Below are 19,307 nucleotides of genomic sequence, written 5' to 3' on the forward strand. Positions count from 1 at the left end.
GGGAAGCGATCACTGAACACGCCTTCTTCTCGTGGAAAAACGGGCAAGCCCAAGGCCCTGACAACCTGCCCGAAGCTGCAGCTGAACTGCCGTCCCGCTACCGCGAACCATACCGGCCCGCCGTCAACTAACCACATAGCAAAGCGTTGCCCGCTGACTCGTCCGGGTTTAGCGGGCAACGCCTTCCCAGCCTGCCCATAGCGTGAAAGGACAACCTCGTGACTACAAGCCTCGCCCTGATCATCCCCGCCGACATGAACGAACCCGCCCGAGTCGAAAGCATCGATACTGGGCTACAAAACCTGCAATCCATCGTGGCAGGAAATATTGAAGCCGTAAGCGGGGATGACTGGCACTTCTACCTGAACGAGGAAGGCAAAATAATGCGCCTCAAACCCAACCGTCGTGCCGCGCTTCTGCTCCTTGAGGCAACCGGCATCCTGACAGATGTCTATTGCGGGAACGTGGTGTTTCTCGGGAAGACGGCCGACGGCAGCGAAGGCGATGTACCCGAACACCTGATCGATTTGGCACAACAACTTTTCGGCCTGAACCAGCCAGTCAACCAGTAACTAGCTCATAGGGGGTGGCCCGGGGTTCCTTTCCTGGTCCCACCCCCTATGCCCGGGTCCGGGAAAGTGCGGGGCGGGACACCGCAACCGTACCCGGCAAACGTCGCTGGTCACCGGCGGTGTCCCGCCCATCACGCGACATGTGCGGACCGATGCCAATGTGCCGCGCCACGTCAGAGTACACAACGGGTTAGACTGCAAAGGTCCCACCATTTTCCTTTTGCGGGGGAAAGCAAAAGAGCCGGCACCTTCAAGGTGCCGGCTCTTTTGTCTCCGCTGCGCAAGCGAGGAACCAGACCGCCTTGCAAAACAAATCCCTGCTATAGAGCGATGCGATGCCTCTTGGTGGGCGATCGCAAAAGAGGCTGTGCACACTCGCCGGGTACGGGCGGTGACATTCCCACTCGCGGTGGCCTGGCGATTGTGTGCAGCCGGTCAGAGGGGTCCCGTCGTCCAGATGTGTGCGGGAAAAGCAGCGGAGCGGTTGGGCTTTTGCCGTGCACATGTGGGCGAGGGGCAAGCTACCCGACCGGGACGCTTTCTGCGTCCACGGTTTCTGCCTGGGCAGATGTTGAGCGGCGGGGCTTACTGCTCCCGCGCGGGCGGCCGCCGGCCTTACGGGTCGGAGCATCGATACCAAACCCTTTAAGGTCGGTTTCGGTCCAGTCCGAGCGGAGCGCGGCGGCGTAGTCCTTGGCGTATTTCTGTTCAGCGGCGGCGAGCAGTTCGGCTGCCTCGCGCAGCTCGACGCCGCTGGCAGCAACGGTCCTTACGGCGTCTACTTTCCGGTCGCGGGCGGCGTCGATTTTGGCGGCCGCTTGGGCGGCAATTTCGTTGATGTCCATGCCACGAGCGTAACCGCCCGACGACAAGCGCTGTTGGAGGTTAAAGGAGTGTCGACACGGGGTGCCGAAAGCTGCAGAAAGCAGCCGGCCGGAGCAAGCTATGTGGTTATGTGCCATAACCGCGTGTCGATCCCCGGTCTGCGGTCGGGGTTCGGCGACACTGGAGTGTCGGCCCGGAGATTCCGGGGCGCTGCGCTGGGCATGGGGGAGGGGCAACGGATGAGCGAGGAGCAGAAGTCGCCCCGCCGTTTCGCCCGCCGCCGCCGGGCGAACATCGACGGAGATACGCAGTACGTTCGGGTGTCCATGTCGCAACGGGAACGGGCGCAGCTTGCCGTCCTGGAAGAACGTACCGGACGCAGCCCTTCGGAGATCCTTGTCAGTGCAGCGCTGTACTCCGAGAACTCCGAGTCCCTTGCGGAGCGCCGCGCGATGGCGGTGGAGTTCATGGCCGCCCGTCGCTACCTCGCCGCGCTGTCGAACAACGTCAACCAGCTGGCCCGGCAGTCGAACGCGACCGACGAGTTTCCCGAAGCTGCGCGCGTCGTGCTGACACGTGTCCGGGCCATTGCTGACCGCATCAATGGCATGCTCGATTCGATGGTGCGCTGATGATTCCGAACATCACCAAGGGCACCCGCATGCAGGGCCTCATCGCATACCTTGCAGGCCCAGGGCGCGCCAATGAACACACAGACCCGCACCTCGTTGCCGGCTCGCCGTCGATCATTGCGTGGCACAACGACGACGAACTCAACGCCACCGCGGCACAGGCAATCGCCCGTGAACTGGACCAGGCAAAGAACGTCCTCGGAATTGAAGTCGCCGGCGGCCATGTCTGGCACTGCTCCCTTTCCTTGCGTGCGGAAGAAGGGGATCTGACCGATCAGAAGTGGGGCGAGATCGCCCAGGACTTCATGGATGAAATGGGGTTCACCGAAGCCAGCGGACGTGCACCTGTCCAGTGGGTAGCGATACGCCACGGCCATAGCAAAGCCGGAAACGACCACATCCACATCGCCGCATCTATGGTTCGTGAAGACGGCACCAAATGGGACAGTTGGAAGGACTTCCCCAGGGCCCAGAAAGTGGCACGCGAACTGGAGAAGAAGTACGGGCTGGAAGAGCTTTCCCCCACGCATTCCACCCGGGGTTTGCGGCCTGGTGAGCGCGAAGCTTCCGAGCGGCGCGGCGCACCGGAACCCGAACGTCGGTCACTGGAACGAAAGGTCCGTGCCTGCGCAACGTCTGCCAAGGACGAAGCAGAATTTGTCCGTCGTATCCGACGCACCGGTGCCCTGGTCCGTCCCCGGTACGCGTCCGGCCGTGATGACGTGGTGGTGGGATACAGCGTGGCGGAACGTCCGCCGAAAGGCGGCCGGCCTGTGTGGTTTGGCGGCGGTCACCTTGCCAAGGACCTGGCACTGCCCAAGCTCCGCGGTGAATGGCAGGACACCCCCCAGTCTGCAGGCGAAGCCGTAGCCGAATGGGCAGCAGCAGCCCGCGGTCGCCGCCCCGTCACCAGTGGTCGTGAAGCCCACGAACCGGACCCGCAACAGTGGGAGCGGTACAGCAACGAGGTCGCCCAGCTGCGCGAAAACTTGCGCTCCGTACCATTGGACGATCACGCCACATGGGCGCACGTCGCACGGGAAACTGCCGGCGCTTTCGCCGCATGGTCCACAGCTACCGAAACTGTACCCGGCCCGCTGGCCGCGGCCGCGGCCGAGCTGTCCAAGACAGCCCAGCTGCGCCGGTACCCGGTCACGCCGCTCAGGACCGTAGGACCATCAGCCCGCGGAGCTTCCCTACTGCTTATGACCGCCACAGCCGGATCCGGCACCGCCGCCCAGGCAATCATGCTGCGGCAGCTGCTCAACGTCTCCAAAGCCATCCACGACATGCACAAGGCGAACAACGACCTGCGCCGGTCACGGCAGATCAACGCCATGGTCCGCACGCAACTGGCCATCGTAGCCAACGCCCTACCACCGGTGCAGGCGGAGCAATCGGCGAACGCGGTGAAGCAGGAATCAGCGAATGTTACCCCTGTGTCTGCTGTGGACGCCAAGCTGGCCGAAACGGTACGCCGTGCACGCGAAGGTCTGGAACCGATGAACAAGCCAGGATCCGTCCTGCCACCGAAGTACGAACGCCCAAGAACCCCGACAACGACCCGGACCGGAAACGACCGCCCGGACATCGAGCGATAGCACCAGGAAGGTAGAGCATGAGCGAATCAGACGGACTGGACGAGGTTGTAGAAACGATGCTCCGCACAGGCCTGACCGCCGCTGGACGAATCGGTGAAGAGCTGGCCCGGGCCCGGGAGCAACGCGTCCGCGTCGCCCAAGCTGCGGAGGAGCAACAGGGCCGCGAACTACGTGCCCGCCTCGACGGTGAACGTGCCGCCGCACGGGCACAGCTCGCACCGGCGCTGGATGCCCGCTGGTTGGACAACGCCAAAGCAGAAGACATCGTTCGGGTCCACCAGACCGCCACAGCTTGGAAGGGCCAAGACTCCGTGGCGCAGTCAGCGGCGGACGCCATCCGCGCGCAGGTACAGCAACGCTACGGGATCGACGTCAACGCACTCGCAACGGGTGCAGCCTCACTCAATGAAGCGGCACGTGCAACGTCTCAGGCTCAGGAGGAACAGACAAGGGCAACAGATGAAAATGCTAAGGCCGCCGAACTTCTCGCAGAAGCCGAACGTTCGGACAAGGACCGGCACCATAACGTCGAAGCGGACAACGCACGCCCGGAGCAGTTTACTGCGCAAGCAGGTGCAGCTTACGACGCAGCCGAGCGGCGTGAAGCCCTGGCAAGGGACCTTGAGCACGTAGCGGACCGGGAAGCCGTCCAGGCACGGCTGGGCGCTGACCGGGATCAAGCAACACCGCCGAGGGCAGCGGTGGCATCAAAGCATGGGAAAGGGCCCCAAGCGCGCAAAATGAGCGGCAGATTTGAGCCAGCCAAGGAGGCCCAAAAGGGTCTCAGCCGGTAAGTAGGTGGCTCAAAGCAGAACGCCCGACCAACGAAATGAGGGGGACTCGAACCCGCCGGTCGACTTCCGCTGCAAAGCGGGAATGGACTTCAACCCCCATAAAGGCTCAATCTCCCCCGAAGATGAGCTGTTCGACTTGCTCCGGTTCGATGTCGAGTTCTTCTGCCCATTCGGCCGTGCACTCGGTATACCGGAGGTAGCTACTGGCGCTGTACCAGGTTAGCCACAGGGGACCGATCTCCTTGCAGTGTTCACTGAACCATTCCGCGACGATACTATCCATGATCGGAGTGGTTGCCACCTGGCTGGAGGCCTTAGTAGCGAAGCTGATGAACTTTGTCGCGAAGGCAGGCCCCCACTGATCGAAGAACTTCCTGTCGTTTTTTCGTTTGCTCACAACATGCTCAAACGCTGCGGTCCCGCCATCGTTCATCGCGATCCCGGCGAGCGTGTGCAGTTCGGCGGCGAAGTCCTTCCCATTCTCGGGGTCCGTGTTCAGCCGGACGACGCGATCGGCCCGATAGGGACCGAAGTTGGCCTTGGCGTAACCCCAAAGGTAGCTGGCGATGTAGGCGTCGAGTGCCGAGTCCGTGTCACGGACAAGCTTGAACGATTCCAATACGGCAGCGCGGTCAATGGGGTTGGGAAGTGTTTCGAGAATGCTGTAGCTGCCGAGATAGTTTTGCCAGTTTTTCTTCTTCCACTTGAATGCCTCCTGCGGAGGACGTCCCTTCGCATCCCACTTTCGGAATCTCGCCTTCAGATTTTCTGGTACGGCTGGCATGGTGGTATTTCCCCCCAGGTAGATGGTGCACTTACCTTCCCATAGGACATGGGTCAGGGATCAACTGCTGCACGCGCTTTTCTCTCCCTCAAGCTGGCATGGATGCCGTCCTGTCCCTTGGACAGGATCAGATGCATGCTCCATCGTGTGCGGCAGGGCCGTCATACTGTCGCCGGTCAGGAAGTTTCCGTGTCCCGGGCACGCCGATCTCCTCCGCCCTGGAGAGACCTCCAGCTCTGCGCCCCTTCGATTGTCGTCGGCGCGTTTTATGCTCGTAACCCCCGAGATCAGGAGCGTGGCATGTCTACCTTTCACCCGCTGGGAAGGGTAATGGGTGATTTCGATCCAGAGTCGTTTGATGACTCGTTGAATGAACTCCTACCCTTCCGCAACTGCAGGACCCCTTCGGATGCACGCGCGATCCTGCGCGAGAACATCGAGAAGGATGTCGCAGCAATCCTCGAGCTGGTCGCAGACGCCGACGCCTTTGATGTCATCGAGTTGATGCGGATGCGGGAGTTCTCCATCGTCCCCGACCCCCGGCTCGCACCGCCTGGCGGCGCGTCACTGCCGGTGGAGATCGTCGCAGCCATCCTACTGGCGAGGCCATCTCGCAAGCCCGATCCCATCCCACGGGGGGACACGCGGCCGCACGAGGTGATCTCGGACTTGCACGAGCGCTGCGTCAGGCTGGCCCGGATAGCTAGCTACCGTCAGCTGGCAGAGGGCCAACTCCGCCGTGAACCGCTCGGTCGGCTGGCTAGCGAGTACCAGGGCGCTGTACTGAACATTCGGAATTTGCAATACGACCACATCCGCGACGGACACGACGGCAGGTTGTTCGAGACGGCAGTCTCGAACGAACTCATGCGGACGCACCTCGGCTATGGGTACTCCGACGTAGTGGCAGTGCGATCGGCGATGAATGAAATCTCTGCTGAACGGATGACCCGCCTCCGCGACGAGACCGGTGATCTTTTGATGGCGCACCAGCACCTCGACCCCAAGGACGTTCCTCGCGAGGTCAGGGAGCAGTTCATGTCCGGGATGATCCCGTTCATGTTCCTCCCCGCCGACCGGTCCATCATCACGTCGTCCGACGTCGCAATCGCGTCGGGATTGGACGTCGCAACAGCGAGGAGGGTCCTCACCTCGTTCGCGCAGCAGTTCGACGACTCGGCAAGCCCGGGCGAGCGAGTCTTCGATCTACTGATGGGCAATAATCCGTTCCTAGCGCGACCGTTGATGTCCGACGGAGACGACAATTTTGCTCTGACATCCAATGAGATCGGCCTGGACGTGCTCCGGCGGATCTTCGAGCGCGCACTTCCTCCCAATTCCCCCGATGTGCGCAGGTATGACCAGAAGGCCAGGCAGCCGGTCAGTGAGGAACTCGCCAAGAGCTATCTGGAGACTGTTCTCGGGGCCAGGACCTTTCGCGAGAGTTACCACTACCTTGCTCCCAAGGCGGGTGTCTCCGCAGACGAGCTCGGGCCCGACTGTACGACCCATCGTCAATCCGCCGACGATGTTGAAGGCGACGCGCTCTTCGTAATTGATGATGTCGCGGTCGTCGTAGAAGTGAAGGGGAAGTCGATCGCCGACCAGGCTCGACGCGGCGATGTGCGACGCCTGACGAACGACCTCAAGGCGACCCTAGGGGACGGCGCGCGCCAAGCCACCCGCATTCGCGAGCTCATCGAAACCAATCACGGCATCTGGGAGAGCCCCACCACCTGGCTGGACCTATCGAGCATTCGTGAGGTACGGACTCTTGTCGTGGTGCTCGACGACATCGGTCCGCTCGGCACTAACCTCGCTGATCTCCAGCACGCGGGGATCCTACCCAAAGACCGCCCGCCGCTGGTTCTATCGCTGCACGATCTCGCTGTCATAGCAGAGATCGGCGAACGTCCGTCAGAGTTTTTGCTCTACCTGAGGCGGCGCACCGACAGCCCCGTGACCACCTACTACCGCGCTCTCGACGAGCTCGATCTCTACATGCTGTTCCTCGCTGCCGATCTCTATGTCGAAGAGGACCCCGATGAGGTCAAGACCATGCATCCGACGTTGCCACCGGTCACGAAGACGGAACGCCGTCGTTACCAACGCTCAGCCGTGGGCACTATGGTCAGCGACAATTGTGTTGAGCTGACAGCCTGGATGAACCGCGACAAGCTCCCGCAGGATGAGCACCCCGCCAAGCCCTCCATGAACGCGCCAGCCGAGATGCTCGAACTGATCGACCAACTTAACGCGGCAGGCAAACCCGGCTGGTTCCGCTGCGGAGCGGACCTTCTCGCCTTATCCGGCGAAGGGCAGATGCGCCTCTTGTCGATGATCAAGACTTGCGCCAAAGCTACTCGCAAGGACGGCATGTACCACGACGCCATGACCGCAAATGCGGGCATGTGGGGTTTCTCGACGGTGTTTATGGCCACAGGACCCTCTGGTACCCCGATCATCGAGGTCACGGAACGGCTGCAGCTCTACGCGAAGGTCAAGCAGTACCAGTTGCAAGCAGATCGCGCCTACGGCTGGATTTTCGACGAGAACGGCTCCCTGGAGGACACCTTCTATCTCAACTCGGTCCCACAGAGTGATTCCGAGCTCGACGGGCATATCGCGGAAATGAAGCTCCAGCCAGTAGGTCGGAGAATTCCGCCTATTCCGCCTTCGGCGCGTCGGGCAACGAAGCGGATAAAGAAGCGCAAGCGTCGCTGACAAGCTGGATGAAGGGCTACACGTAGAGCGGCAACGATGGAATCCCAGTTACGAACGCCCGTGTTGAAGACGGAACGGGCCGCCGAACTGGTCCAGTTCCATCCGCGAACAGGTACAGCAACGCTACGGCATCAACACCGACTCCCTGGGAACGGGTGGGGACGTTGTGGCTGCACTGAATGCAGCGGCAGGGGTAAAGGCCCTGGCTCAGGAAGAATGGACAGCGTCAACGGGGGCCAGCGCCCACGCCGCCCAGCTTCTCGCAGAAGCAGAACGAGCAGACAAAACCCAGCGCAAAAACGTCGAAGCCGACAACGCCCACCCCGAACAGCTGACCATCGAGGCCGTTGCAACTTACGACTCAGCCGAAAGCAAGAAGCCCTTGCAAAGAGCCTCGACCACATCGGAGACAGGGAAGCAGTGGAAGCCAGACTCACAGCGGACCGCAGCTAAGCCACCCCTCCTACAGCAGCCGTAGCGCCAATCCACACCAAGGCCCCCCAAGCACGCAAAACCCGGACAGCATCCGGGCCAAAGAAACAGGCACACAAGGGCCTTGGCCGGTAATCAGGCTGCCAAAGCAAAACCAAGAGACGGACGCATTGCCAAACCCAATTGTCTAATGCGTGCTTTGCCCGTTCTCAGCCTTGCCAACCATCTCTACCACTTCCGCTGAGCACCCCCAGGAGAGACTCACCCCCGAGCCACCGTGGCCATAGTTATGAATGAGGTTGCTGACGTCGGGGTCGAACTCCAACCGGATTGAGGGCCTGTATGGCCTAAGTCCCGCCAAATGTTCCAAGACAGTAGCGTTCGCTATGTCTGGTACCAAAGCAGCACATCTAGCCAAGATTGAAGCGGCCAACTGATCATCGATATTCGAATCGTCGCAGTCAGTGTCCTCAGATCCTCCAAGCACTATGTCTTGTCCTCGCGGGAGGATGTATGTCATGCCACGGGGGGAGAAATCATCGGCGATGTACTCGGTAATCGATCCATCGTGGGTCACCCTCACTATCTGCCCCTTAATTCCCCGGAGCGTAGAATCCCCGGCCAGCGTGGCGGACCCGAGGCCCGTGCAGTTGATATACCAATCTGCGGGGAACCGCTCCTCCACCTCACTGAAGTTTTCGAAGGTGTCGGATTCTAGTCTCACACCCAGATGTTCTAGGCGCTTCATCAAGTAAGGCAGGTATACAGACATGTCGGCGATGGGGACCTCAATGATGTAGCCACCAAGCATGGTTTCAAGGGGATAGTCCCAGGGTAGGCGTCCTTTAAGCTCCTCAAGCGTCAACGCCTCATAGGAAGGCACTATGTGCTGCCACGCGGCACCCGTTCGTCCTTGTACGAAGTCTTCAGCATCTGGACTCGTTTCCCGCACGCACTCTATGCCTCGCACTAGTGTCACGCCCGTCTCTTCGATACGAGACAACCTGATGAGCTCGTCGAGTGCGGTAACGGACCACCGTTCGACTCGTTCATCAACTTCCACCCAGAACAGGTGCCAAATCGCTGTTGCCACCCAGGAAGTTGTACCCGCCAAGTAGTCTTTTGCGGCGACAGTGACTTCGTGGCCGGCTTCCCTCAACCTAATGGCCGTGGTGAGCCCAGTAACTCCGCCTCCGATGACGGTGACTTTGCTCATCATGTTCCTTTCCTCAAAACTTTAGGTGGTGGGACGGCGGGCCTGCTGCTAGCGGTTGTTGCGATATTCCGGGTTGACGAGGTCAGCATCATCTCCGGAATTGAGCAGGTTCAGGAGCGAAGTTGTTGCCCTAGCACCAACTCGGGCATTTGTCTCTGCGGTGTTGAAAGCTGTCTGAGCATTCGACGCGAGCAAAGCGCCAAGCGGCAGGTCATCGGCCTGCAGAGGGTAGTCAACAGCGGCTCGGAGTTCGCCGTCTGCTACCCGTTGCAGAAGGGCATCATTGTCAATCGCTTCCTCAAAAGCAGCGTTAACCAAAACGCTTCCAGGCTTTATCGACTTGATGGCTGTTGCGTCAAGCGCGGTTTTGCCACGGTGACGGCTTACGTGAACTGAAATAATGTCCGACTGCTCCACCAGTTCGTTAAGGGAGACGGACGTGACCTCGTCCGAGGGTTTGCCCTCCGTAGCGATCACATGTATGCCAAGCGCTTTCGCCTTGCGCGCAAGCGCTTGACCGATGGCTCCGTACCCAACAATTCCGAGCGTCAGCGAGTTGAAGTCACGAGTGATCGAGAAATCTGGGCCTCCTGGTGCTGTAAGCGCCGGGATATTGCGGACCAACATCAGAGCACTGACAAGGCTCCACTCCGCAACGGCATCGGCGTTCTCACCACGTGCAGCTGAGATGGCAATGCCTTTTGAAGTTGCTAGCCTCCACCCCGGGATGAACTCTGCGTATCCCGAGCCTGTGAAGGCTATCGCCTTCAGAGTATCTGCGGCATGAATTACCTTGTCAGTAACAGATTCGATGCCGCCGAGAATATACCCGTCAGCTCCCGAGATGTGCTGGATAAGCGTCTCCTCGTCGGCTCTTGGCACATCGAGGCGGTCAATCTCATATCCCTCAGCCTTGAGTCGTTCCTCGTCAGGACCGCCTATGGGCAGAAAAAGGGAGTCGGTAATCAGGATTCTGGGCATTATGAAGCCTCCTTTATAGCTAATGAGAGTTGGTTTAGCATTTCGTGCGCATTAGTGGTCGTTAACGGAGATTCCGGATAGTAAAGAGTAATGATCCTGTTGCTGGGGCCGCCTTCGAGGTGGTTAAGGAAGTTTCGGCGCGCCAATTCTTCAAACTCAGCATTGCCGTCACCCAGCACTGATATGGCGATCTCATTTGGCTCAATATCGCTTTCCCCTAGATATCCCAACCGCAGGGAGTGCCAGAGGGCAATATCTACCGAGCAAGGTAAGCAGCCGTACTGACGAAGGTACCTGTTGGCGTCGCGGTCCAGCTTCCGCACTTGCTGGGGCGGCAGTAACTGACCCAGCTGAGGTAGCCATCGGCGCAGCCTTGTCTCAAAGAACCAGCTGTCAGCCGGGCAGCCGAGGGTTGCGACGAGGTCAAGTAGTTCCCTTCCGCGTTCTTCTGCGCTGGCGGGGGAAACTTTTTTGTCATCAAGGAGGATGACAGTTGTGACTTCATGACCATTCGTTTCGAGCCACTCCTGCACAGTTAACGCGGCCTCTACACTGCGAGAAATTTCTTGTTGGTCAATTGTTGCAAGACTAGAGTGAGCAAATTCAAGGGACACCTTCATGACAGGCCCTCTTTATGGCGGCGAACGATGCGTTGAGCATCTCCCCCCAAGGCGATGGCGGCTGTGCGCATCCTTTCAAACTTCAATAGTGCTCCTTGGATCCGAATGGGGTCGTCTGTGAACTCCGCCTCCTTTAAATCTTCATCTCCGTCGTCAACGGAGCTCGCTTCTCGCAGGAGGGTGTCGTCGTAAATAACAAAGTCCCGTCGCGAGGCCGGTTCAACACTGTCGGGCTCCAGAACATAGGCCTGTATTTCCAGCTGAATATGCCGTTCGAGCGTAGGCAGGAGTGCTTCAATTCCGCTTTTTGGCACCAGAAAAATTCGAGTGATGTCGACTTTCCGGTTGAGCAGCTTCTCATGGTGTTCAAGATAGGTATCGCCTCCGGCGCTGCTCCACCAAGCCTCATCCTGGTAACTCACGGCGCGCAGGTGGGAGTTGCAGGATTCGACAGCTTGCTGAGTAAGCTCCGGTTCTTCCAGCGGCGCGACCTCGATAGACCCCCGGGCTGCTCTCTCGAACTCGTTTGAAAGTCTCTTAAGGACGTTGATTGCTTGGGTATGCATGAACGGACTCCGCTGAGGCAGAAGTTTCGCTGCGTCGCGGAGGCCGCGGAGGTAGTAGTCGACGCCGCCCTTTGCCGGTTGCGAGCCGGCCTCGGTAACGTCGGCATCGTATCCCACTAATTCGAGCCAAGACCGAGCGTCATGACCAACCGCTTTCGCGAAGCCCAAAATTTTGGCCTCTGAAGGGCGGGAAGCCTTTCCGGTCTTTGGATTCACACCAGCCTCAATCGTGCGGACATATCCGTCGCTGCAGCCAGCTAGCTCGGCGAGCTCGCTTACAGACAATCCGGCCTCCCGCCGAGCTGCAGCCAACTGGACACCTAGCAAGACCCTGTTCTCCTGAGTGTCAGACACTCCACACCTCCCCCTCTTCTCCATAAATACTCTGCCTTACTTCGACTTACTGTCGCAATAGTTTTTTCACAAATCTTATACGTGCAACTTACCAAAAATGTGTTGACGGTATGTGCACATACTGGGATAGTAAGTGACACATACCGACTCGTGAGGTGATGGCAATGGAAGTACTGGTCGAAAACGACGTGTCTCCGCGGAGAGAACGGCCCTTCGGTTCCTGGTTCATCTTTGAGCTTTTGGATCATGCCGGACTTGTCGTTGGGGGAGGAAAGATCATCGCCCCGGGGCCCATCGCGGCTGAAAGGACTGCGTCGCTTCTCCTAGCTGGGCGGTGCCGCGTGCGCGTCCTAGCTGACGCGCCTGATGCCGTGTTGCAACAACCGTAAAGCGCGATTCCCGCGGGCGCAGGAGTGCAAGACGCTCATCCTGCGGCGCTTGGTTTCGCACCACTGCTCTGTACGACCGAGAGGTCAAACGGAATTCAAAAGTAGTTCTCGCCGTACACCCATAAGGGAGGACAAAGTGAAGACTCGCACCATCTCTACTGATACCTGGAAATACTTTCCGTCCCCTGGCCCCCGGCGTCCTCGCGTCCGCCGCGCAGAATTTACAATCACGGACCGCTCAAAGTCCATCTGCTCCGTGACCGGACACATCCGCTTCCGGGATCGTGACCAGGCAGGCCAAGCTATGAGCTCAGTGCGTCGCGAGCGTGCACGTGGCTTAAACGCATACGGAAGCAGTCCCAACGATGACATACGGATCTACCGCTGCCCGGAGCGGGGGTGCAACGGTGGCTTTCATCTGACGTCCGTGCCCGAAGGGACCGAGGAGAGGAAATCCAATCCCCTCGTCATGCCTGAAGCGTCTGCCATTACGTATACCAGGCCTCTAACCTGCCACCTTATCGACATCGAGAATGAGATGGGCGGCGGATATTGGACTGCCGGTGACGTCGAACTCTGGTGGCAAATTTACCGCCAGCAGGCAGTCGGGATCACGTTGGGCGACTTGGTCATTGTGGGTGTGGCTGAACGCGCCGCACGAAAGGTCCGGAACGGGATGCGCGGCGAAAACGTCAAGTGGCGCATCGGCAGTGATGGCCCCGATGGCGCCGACCTCGCTCTCCTTAATGCAGTCAATGTCTCACGGATTTCCCGTCGCTACTCAAGGCTCGTCGTCGCGAGTGGAGATCACATTTTCGCCCCTCTCGCCCAAGAGGCACGGGTGCTCGGAATGAGCGTGCAGGTCGTTCTGGGCAAGGGACGGGTCTCTCGGGACCTCAAAGAGGCCGCAACCATTCAGACAAGAATTCGCTCTAGTTCTCGTGAGGCTCAGCGTCGGACGCTCGCCGCCATTCGTACTGTCCACGCCGCCGCAGTTGCGGCCTGATTCAGAAGGCAGAGAAAAATGAAGAAGCTCCTTGCCATCCTTGTCATCGTCGTAATCGGCTTTCTCGGTTGGTTGAACTGGGAACGCATTGCATTCGTGATCAGCCCCCTCGCCGGCGTTCAGCAGAGCGCCGGGACTACGAGTCAGCCAGGGACGGTGACGCTCGCTTCCGCACCTAACCCCAGATACCGGTACGCGCTCCTCGACCCGACCACGTCAACGGACGAGTCATTTCGTGAATCGATGAAGTCCAAGTTGGCGGCCTCAGTTAGAAACTATGTGCCTGATAAGCCAAAGGACACGAAAAATGGCGTGGAGGAGCTGGTCGGCATCCACATGGTGCTGCGGATGGTCGGCACTCTTCCCCTTCAGTACGGCGCCCCTGAATACACCATCGACATTCCCAGTGTCCCGGCGTTACCCGCTCGTCCCGACATGACGAAACCGGGTGCCCTGGACCCAAGATCGGATTATGACCAGTGGAAGCACGCCCAGAATGCGTGGTCGGAGCAGTACAACGCGGCGACAGCCGCTGCGGAGCAAGCCACTGCTACCCTCCAAGGCGTAGAGCTCAACGTAGACGGGTGGTCCGCAGTGACCGCCGGGGTCGTGTCGCTTGCGCTGCTTGCACCTGCGGACGGTGATGTCGCCTTCCTCGTGATGTCGGACCTCGACGAGAATCAACCGCAGCAACCCGCGGCCTTCAACGGGCACCCGTTGGTGGTGGTGCAGCCTGACCCGGTCGGCGACGTGAGCCGATGGGACTCGCTCTTCAATAGCTTCAGTTCCTGGTCCGCGTCCAACGGAAGCGGCGATATCACACGTGTCAGGCCCGAGGCCTCGGACACCACCATTCGCGCCTTCGTCAAAGGAGCCTGATCATGCTGCTACCGATTCTTCTTATTGTTGGTGCCGTCGGCGTCCTTGGCTGGGCCGCGTACGCTGCGCCGATGCTGCTTCGCCCTCGCATCGCAGCAAAGCAGCAAGCCAAGCACGAGCATGTTGAAGCCGGCCGCGAACTCGTACGCCGGAATCCGCTCGACTACGTGCGGGCCTTCTTCTCTCGGATTGCGCCCACCCGGCTGAAGCTCGAACAAGCCGTCAAAGCAGCGCAGGATGCGCTGGCATCGGCCGAGAAGCGTGAAGCCCGCCTGCTGTCGGGTTTCACGGGCGGGATAGAGCCTAATCATCGGAGCGTGGTTGTCACGTTCATCATGTTCGGCATTTGGGTGGTCAGCGTGGTCGCCCACGCCTTGATTGAGCTGCCCATCATCACTGCAGTCTCCGGCGGAGATCTCCTGTTCGGCTTTCTCGGCACGCTGCTCGCACTCAGCATCCCGGTAATTGCATCCTTGCAGGTCACCCGTCTGGTCCGTCAACGCCGCCAACGCAAGATTGAGCCGCTGCCGTTCAGCCTTGCAATGGCCGGCATACTTACCGCCTTCATCGCGGTTGTCGTCTTGCTTACCGCGCTTGCGCCCATCCGCGCCGAGGTCGAATACCAGGACAAGATCCGCACGGTTGAGCAGCAGATTGCACAGTACACAGAGGACGGCGACGACAACGCACTGCTCTTTGCTCAACGGAACCTGGAAGAGCTGCGCAGGCAGCAAATCCGATCGGCGGAATGGAACCAGGCCCTCGTTCCGATCGCCGCCATGGCGGAGTTTGCCAGCGGGTTCTCTCTGCCGGTGGCGATACCGCTAGTTCAATTACGGCGAATACGCCGTGAGAAGGCAGCGGCGCAGTCCTCTGTTATAGAGGCGGAAAATGCCGTCGCTCTGCAGCGTGCAAGTGAGTATCAGGAGTTGTCCACAACCTTTCAGGACGCCGGTGTCACTCAGGCTGACCTGCAGGGGGCAGTGGCAACAATGGCGAATGAGAACACGGCTGGGCCTCTGCCGCTGGAAACGGGCAATCGAGTGGCAGCAGACCCAATCCCAGATACGACCGGCACGGAGCCCAAGCCCACAGGGCCCCTGCCTTCGGCGACGCCGCACCCGTCGGCGTCACCGGAAGCTCCTACGCCCACGTCCGCGGCGCGTCCGTCTCAGGCTTTCCCACAGAATCCTCCCAGCACGACGCCCGCCACTCCGGCCGAGCGCGCACACGATGTACTCGACGACAGCTTTGACCTGAGCTAATCACTTTCACGAAAGGCAATGCCATGTCCACATACCGCTCCTCCACCGCCAGCCTTAACGCGTCTGTCGTAAACCTCGCCGGCAATGTCAGCGCCGAGTACGATGCCCTGCTGCAAGGCATGTGTTCCGTTGATGCAGCAAATTTGGCCGCAGAAATCGCCACCACGCCGCTCACCACCGTTGCTGCCGCCCAGTCCGCGTGGGAACGCATCGACCAAGTCCTACCCAATTGGCAGGTGGACCTGCCTACTCCAGCTATTGTTGCTCTAAAGTCGGCACGAACTGGCTCCCAGCCTTTGCCTACGGCACTCGGCTTCGTTGCGCATAGTCTCGCTAGCCTCGAGCGTCTTGCCATTGCAGATGTGTCCAGCGACGTGCTCGCAACCCTGGGCTATGCACTGCAACGTGTTGACGGTCAACGCACCAGCGCGATCGAGGCGCGACGTGGCCACGAGACCCTCCTTGTTGCAGTCGAAGACCAAGGGCGAATCACCACGGACCACGCTGGCCTCGCAGACAACACATGCTCCAGCCGGCAGAACGACTACGTGGAGGCCATGCGGCAACGTGGCGTGCTCTTCGACGATGAGATCACCGTGCAGCATCACGACCCGCGCGGTGGTTCACCGATTGCGAATGCGGCCCGCCATGGCGGGCCAAGCCTTGCAGCAGGAGCAGTAATCGAGGGCGATGGCCGGAACGGCTCTCTCACGACCTCCCTCTCCAAGCGAGGTAAACGCAATTCACAGCGGCTCACCGAGGGGGGCATTCGATGAACGCCAAGAATGGCTCAAACACGTCGGAGTTCAGGGCAGGTACCGTGTCTGATGCCCTCGGGCATGCGCTTGTGGATGGCAGCACTATCGTGCTTAATCAGGTGATCGGCGATGTCCTCGTCGATGATCACAGCATCCGTGACCTCCCCCGAGTGCTCAGCGTCCACGCGGCGAACCTCGGCATGCCGACGCTTCGGTATACAGTCGCAGCTTTGATCGAGGCGATAAACGCACCTGGTGGGCCAAAAGCGCGCGTCCCGTCGGACATTGGGGATCGCACCCCACCGACGGTAGCAATCGACATCATTCGAGAGTCGTGCCTGAGCGCTCAGGTGCCGCACGTTGTCGTGATTGACTTCGCTGAGCACATTCTCCCGAACGATCAGATGCAGTCGGCCAGTGGGGATACCGCACGCATTGTGGAACAACTAGCGAGGCTCGCCACGGATACTGCCTGGACAAAGGCGGGGCACCGCATCGTCATCATCGGAAGAACGGCCCGAATCGACCACCGGTTGACCCGGCTCCCCGGCATGCAGGTTCTGGAATTAGGTTTACCTCGACTTGAGGAACGCAGACGAGCCCTTGAACTGATGACACAGAGTTCCCGACACAAGCTGGTGCTCGCGCCGGATCTTAACCTCGACCGTGCCGCTCGCCTCACAGGTGGAATGTCAGTTCAAACCTTGAGCGCTATGCGCCATCACACGTCGGCGGAGCACCCGCTTTCTGTCGAGGACATTCTCAAGCGCAAACTTGCCGCTATCCGGCAAATGGCCGGAGACACGCTCATCGTTCACGACGATCTGCTGAGTCTTGACGGCGACGTTGCTGGACTCTCTCAGGTCCGCCGATTCCTGCAGGAAGAACTCAGCCGAGGGAATCACACATTGCGGCTGATCCTCGCGGGTCCACCTGGCAATGGGAAGACCAGAGTCGCGACCGCTATCGCGGCATTTTTAGGCGTGCCCGCAATTGAACTGGGGCATATTCTTAACCGCTACGTAGGTGATAGCGAAGCTAACCTAAGTCTCGCCCTTGAAGCAATCGAAGCAAATGCCCCCTGCCTCGTCATCCTTGACGAGGTGGATCAAACATTCCTCGGACGCCGCGGAGAATCTGCCGCATCTGAGGGCGGGCAGGTCACGGCTAACCTCCGCGCAGCGCTGTTTTCATGGTTAGGCGATGTTGGATCACAACGTGGAATTTCGGTCATTGGACTCACTAACCGTCCTGACCTCCTTGATGATGCAGCGGTCGACCGGTTCACGCTTATTCCCGTTCTTCATCCGACCCCTTGGGATGCAGCTCAGATTATGCAGATTCAAGCACGCCGGGAGCATATGAATTTTGACGTCGACGGCGCTGCCCTCGCTTTGCTGGAAGCGGACACTGCGTTTTCTGGACGGCAAGCTGTTCGTCTGCTCGGCCGCGCCCAAGTGCACGCGCTGGAACAAAAGAATGATCAGATTGAGGGCCGGCACGTTGCATCTGCCATCGCAGAATCCATGCAGCACATCGGGGCAGAGGAGGAACGCCAAGCACTTCTAGCCATCAGGTTCTGCTCTTGGGCAGGACATCTTCCCTGGCTCGCAGCTAGGTATCTCGGCGACGAGTCCGCCGCGGTCCCGGCCTACCTGGAGCCCTACGTACGTGCTGATGGCACGGTTGACCGAAGCGCGCTTGACGGGCGCCTCTTCGAGGTGGAGAGTCACCGTGGTCAATAAGCACCCAGACCGCGACTGGATCGAGGGCACGATATCGGCCCTCCAGCAATGGCTCGAAGTTCCCGTCGCGTCACCCACGAGCCAGCTTACGGGCGGTGGTGCCGTGGGCCTGGTCGAGTCTCGCCTCAGTGCTATGCATGCGAACCGGTCCGTACTACTAATGCCAAGCGCGACGTACGGGATGCTCACCGTACTTACTTCCCTCGGCGTGGGGCCCGGCGACGAGGTCCTCATCCCCACACTTGACTGGCCGTCAACATTGGCGGTTGTTCGCACCTTAGGCGCAATCCCCGTACCCGTCCCAGTGTCCTCCGACACATGGACCATCGATCCAGCTGCGGCGGCCAGCCGCGTCTCTAACAGGACACGTGCGGTCGTAGCGTGTCACTTGCTGGGGGTGCCTGCAGACGTACCCGCACTTCGGGCAGCAATTCCCCACATTCCCATCATTGAGGACTGCGCTCAAGCAGCAATCGGATCCGCGATTGACGGACACCTCGTGGGCACGCTGGGAGAGGCAGCAGTTTATAGCTTCGGACCCGGAAAATTTATTGATGTCGGTGAAGGAGGAGCGGTAGTTGTCGCCGACTCTAACCTCCGCGACTCCCTTCTGAGGGCCGCAGCTCACCCTGTGCGCCAGATTCATGCAGGTATTCACAACGTCGAAAGATCAGTTCTGAACATTCGCATCCACCCGCTTGCAGCTGTGCTCCTGGGAATAGCGCTTGACGGAATCGACGTTCAAACAAAGGTCCGTCAGCGTCAACGGCTCGTGGCCCGCCTAGTCAAGAGTGGCATGCACCCGCTCGGAAATGACAAACGACGTGAGGTTGCCACAGAAGTCGTCGCGGTTGCAGCGGACGAATTCGAACCACTCGGCCAGCCTGGGATTGATCTTCGCTATGGAGAGGTCATTGATGTCGGCGCTCTTATTAAGGGCACCGCAGCGTCACATACGTTCGCATTCTGCACTGCCGGTACTTCCGAAGACCAGCGCTTAGACGTAGGAACGTCTGAAGCGGCTACCCCTCTTTCTAGAGTGGGTTGGAGGTGATTACTATGAATAGTTTTGTGGCTCTGTCCTATCGCATGGCCGGTTACGTATGTCGTAGCTGTGGTTATGAAACGTCTTATCCGGGCAATTTCCGCAAATGTCCTGTTTGC

Annotated in this window: 17 protein-coding genes; 11 read left to right on the forward strand and 6 right to left on the reverse strand. The window is 59.8% G+C overall.

Annotated features, from left to right (window positions below; genetic code table 11):
* Nucleotides 1-218: 218 nt before the first annotated feature.
* On the forward strand, nt 219-572 hold the full coding sequence (locus tag QFZ57_RS21325; RefSeq protein ID WP_306901927.1) for a DUF3846 domain-containing protein: 354 nt from the start codon (nt 219-221) through the stop codon (nt 570-572).
* Between the two features lie 521 nt (nt 573-1,093).
* On the opposite strand, the gene QFZ57_RS21330 is transcribed toward QFZ57_RS21325, so the two are convergent.
* Nucleotides 1,094-1,417 (reverse strand): hypothetical protein, encoded by a 324-nt coding sequence (locus tag QFZ57_RS21330; RefSeq protein ID WP_306901928.1) that lies wholly within the window; start codon nt 1,415-1,417, stop codon nt 1,094-1,096.
* Between the two features lie 219 nt (nt 1,418-1,636).
* Here QFZ57_RS21330 and mobC point away from each other — a divergent pair, with 219 nt between their 5' ends.
* The 3 genes from mobC to QFZ57_RS21345 are packed head-to-tail and all read left to right on the forward strand — an operon-like array spanning nt 1,637 to nt 4,424.
* On the forward strand, nt 1,637-2,029 hold the full coding sequence (mobC, locus tag QFZ57_RS21335) for a plasmid mobilization relaxosome protein MobC (RefSeq protein ID WP_306901929.1): 393 nt from the start codon (nt 1,637-1,639) through the stop codon (nt 2,027-2,029).
* Nucleotides 2,029-3,630, forward strand: coding sequence for a relaxase/mobilization nuclease domain-containing protein (locus QFZ57_RS21340; protein WP_306901931.1), 1,602 nt, complete (start codon nt 2,029-2,031; stop codon nt 3,628-3,630). The genes mobC and QFZ57_RS21340 overlap by 1 nt, the downstream gene beginning before the upstream one ends.
* A 17-nt stretch (nt 3,631-3,647) precedes the next feature.
* Nucleotides 3,648-4,424, forward strand: a complete 777-nt coding sequence (locus tag QFZ57_RS21345; protein ID WP_306901932.1) for a hypothetical protein — start codon at nt 3,648-3,650, stop codon at nt 4,422-4,424.
* 106 nt (nt 4,425-4,530) lie between these two features.
* Here the strand turns inward: QFZ57_RS21345 and QFZ57_RS21350 are convergent, their stop codons facing one another.
* On the reverse strand, nt 4,531-5,208 hold the full coding sequence (locus QFZ57_RS21350; RefSeq protein WP_306901934.1) for an 8-oxoguanine DNA glycosylase OGG fold protein: 678 nt from the start codon (nt 5,206-5,208) through the stop codon (nt 4,531-4,533).
* Nucleotides 5,209-5,508: 300 nt separating this feature from the next.
* Here QFZ57_RS21350 and QFZ57_RS21355 point away from each other — a divergent pair, with 300 nt between their 5' ends.
* Nucleotides 5,509-7,932 carry a hypothetical protein gene (locus QFZ57_RS21355; RefSeq protein ID WP_306901935.1) on the forward strand — a complete coding sequence of 808 codons (2,424 nt, stop codon included), beginning with the start codon at nt 5,509-5,511 and terminating at the stop codon, nt 7,930-7,932.
* A gap of 619 nt (nt 7,933-8,551) precedes the next feature.
* Here the strand turns inward: QFZ57_RS21355 and QFZ57_RS21360 are convergent.
* From QFZ57_RS21360 to QFZ57_RS21375, 4 genes are read right to left on the reverse strand one after another with little or no spacing between them, the layout of a single operon-like run.
* Nucleotides 8,552-9,580, reverse strand: a complete 1,029-nt coding sequence (locus QFZ57_RS21360; RefSeq protein WP_306901936.1) for an FAD-dependent oxidoreductase — start codon at nt 9,578-9,580, stop codon at nt 8,552-8,554.
* Nucleotides 9,581-9,628: 48 nt separating this feature from the next.
* A complete protein-coding gene (locus QFZ57_RS21365) occupies nt 9,629-10,561 on the reverse strand; it encodes an NAD(P)-dependent oxidoreductase (RefSeq protein WP_306901938.1) in 933 nt (310 codons plus the stop codon).
* Nucleotides 10,561-11,181 carry a hypothetical protein gene (locus tag QFZ57_RS21370; protein WP_306901939.1) on the reverse strand — a complete coding sequence of 207 codons (621 nt, stop codon included), beginning with the start codon at nt 11,179-11,181 and terminating at the stop codon, nt 10,561-10,563. The genes QFZ57_RS21365 and QFZ57_RS21370 overlap by 1 nt, the downstream gene beginning before the upstream one ends.
* Nucleotides 11,178-12,125 carry a helix-turn-helix domain-containing protein gene (locus QFZ57_RS21375; protein ID WP_306901940.1) on the reverse strand — a complete coding sequence of 316 codons (948 nt, stop codon included), beginning with the start codon at nt 12,123-12,125 and terminating at the stop codon, nt 11,178-11,180. Before QFZ57_RS21375 ends, QFZ57_RS21370 begins: the two co-directional genes overlap by 4 nt.
* An 834-nt stretch (nt 12,126-12,959) precedes the next feature.
* Here QFZ57_RS21375 and QFZ57_RS21380 point away from each other — a divergent pair.
* From QFZ57_RS21380 to QFZ57_RS21405, 6 genes are read left to right on the forward strand one after another with little or no spacing between them, the layout of a single operon-like run.
* Complete coding sequence (locus QFZ57_RS21380) at nt 12,960-13,496, forward strand: NYN domain-containing protein (RefSeq protein ID WP_306901941.1); 537 nt, start codon at nt 12,960-12,962, stop codon at nt 13,494-13,496.
* A gap of 18 nt (nt 13,497-13,514) precedes the next feature.
* Nucleotides 13,515-14,375, forward strand: coding sequence for a hypothetical protein (locus tag QFZ57_RS21385; RefSeq protein ID WP_306901942.1), 861 nt, complete (start codon nt 13,515-13,517; stop codon nt 14,373-14,375).
* 2 nt (nt 14,376-14,377) lie between these two features.
* Complete coding sequence (locus QFZ57_RS21390) at nt 14,378-15,640, forward strand: hypothetical protein (protein ID WP_306901944.1); 1,263 nt, start codon at nt 14,378-14,380, stop codon at nt 15,638-15,640.
* Nucleotides 15,641-15,663: 23 nt separating this feature from the next.
* The gene (locus QFZ57_RS21395; RefSeq protein ID WP_306901945.1) at nt 15,664-16,416 is read left to right on the forward strand and encodes a hypothetical protein; all 753 of its coding nucleotides are present in this window, start codon (nt 15,664-15,666) and stop codon (nt 16,414-16,416) included.
* The gene (locus QFZ57_RS21400) at nt 16,413-18,143 is read left to right on the forward strand and encodes an ATP-binding protein (RefSeq protein WP_306901946.1); all 1,731 of its coding nucleotides are present in this window, start codon (nt 16,413-16,415) and stop codon (nt 18,141-18,143) included. The genes QFZ57_RS21395 and QFZ57_RS21400 overlap by 4 nt, the downstream gene beginning before the upstream one ends.
* Nucleotides 18,076-19,197, forward strand: coding sequence for an aminotransferase class I/II-fold pyridoxal phosphate-dependent enzyme (locus QFZ57_RS21405; protein ID WP_306901947.1), 1,122 nt, complete (start codon nt 18,076-18,078; stop codon nt 19,195-19,197). Before QFZ57_RS21400 ends, QFZ57_RS21405 begins: the two co-directional genes overlap by 68 nt.
* Nucleotides 19,198-19,307 lie beyond the last annotated feature (110 nt).

The organism is Arthrobacter sp. B1I2, assembly GCF_030816485.1.
GTDB lineage: Bacteria > Actinomycetota > Actinomycetes > Actinomycetales > Micrococcaceae > Arthrobacter.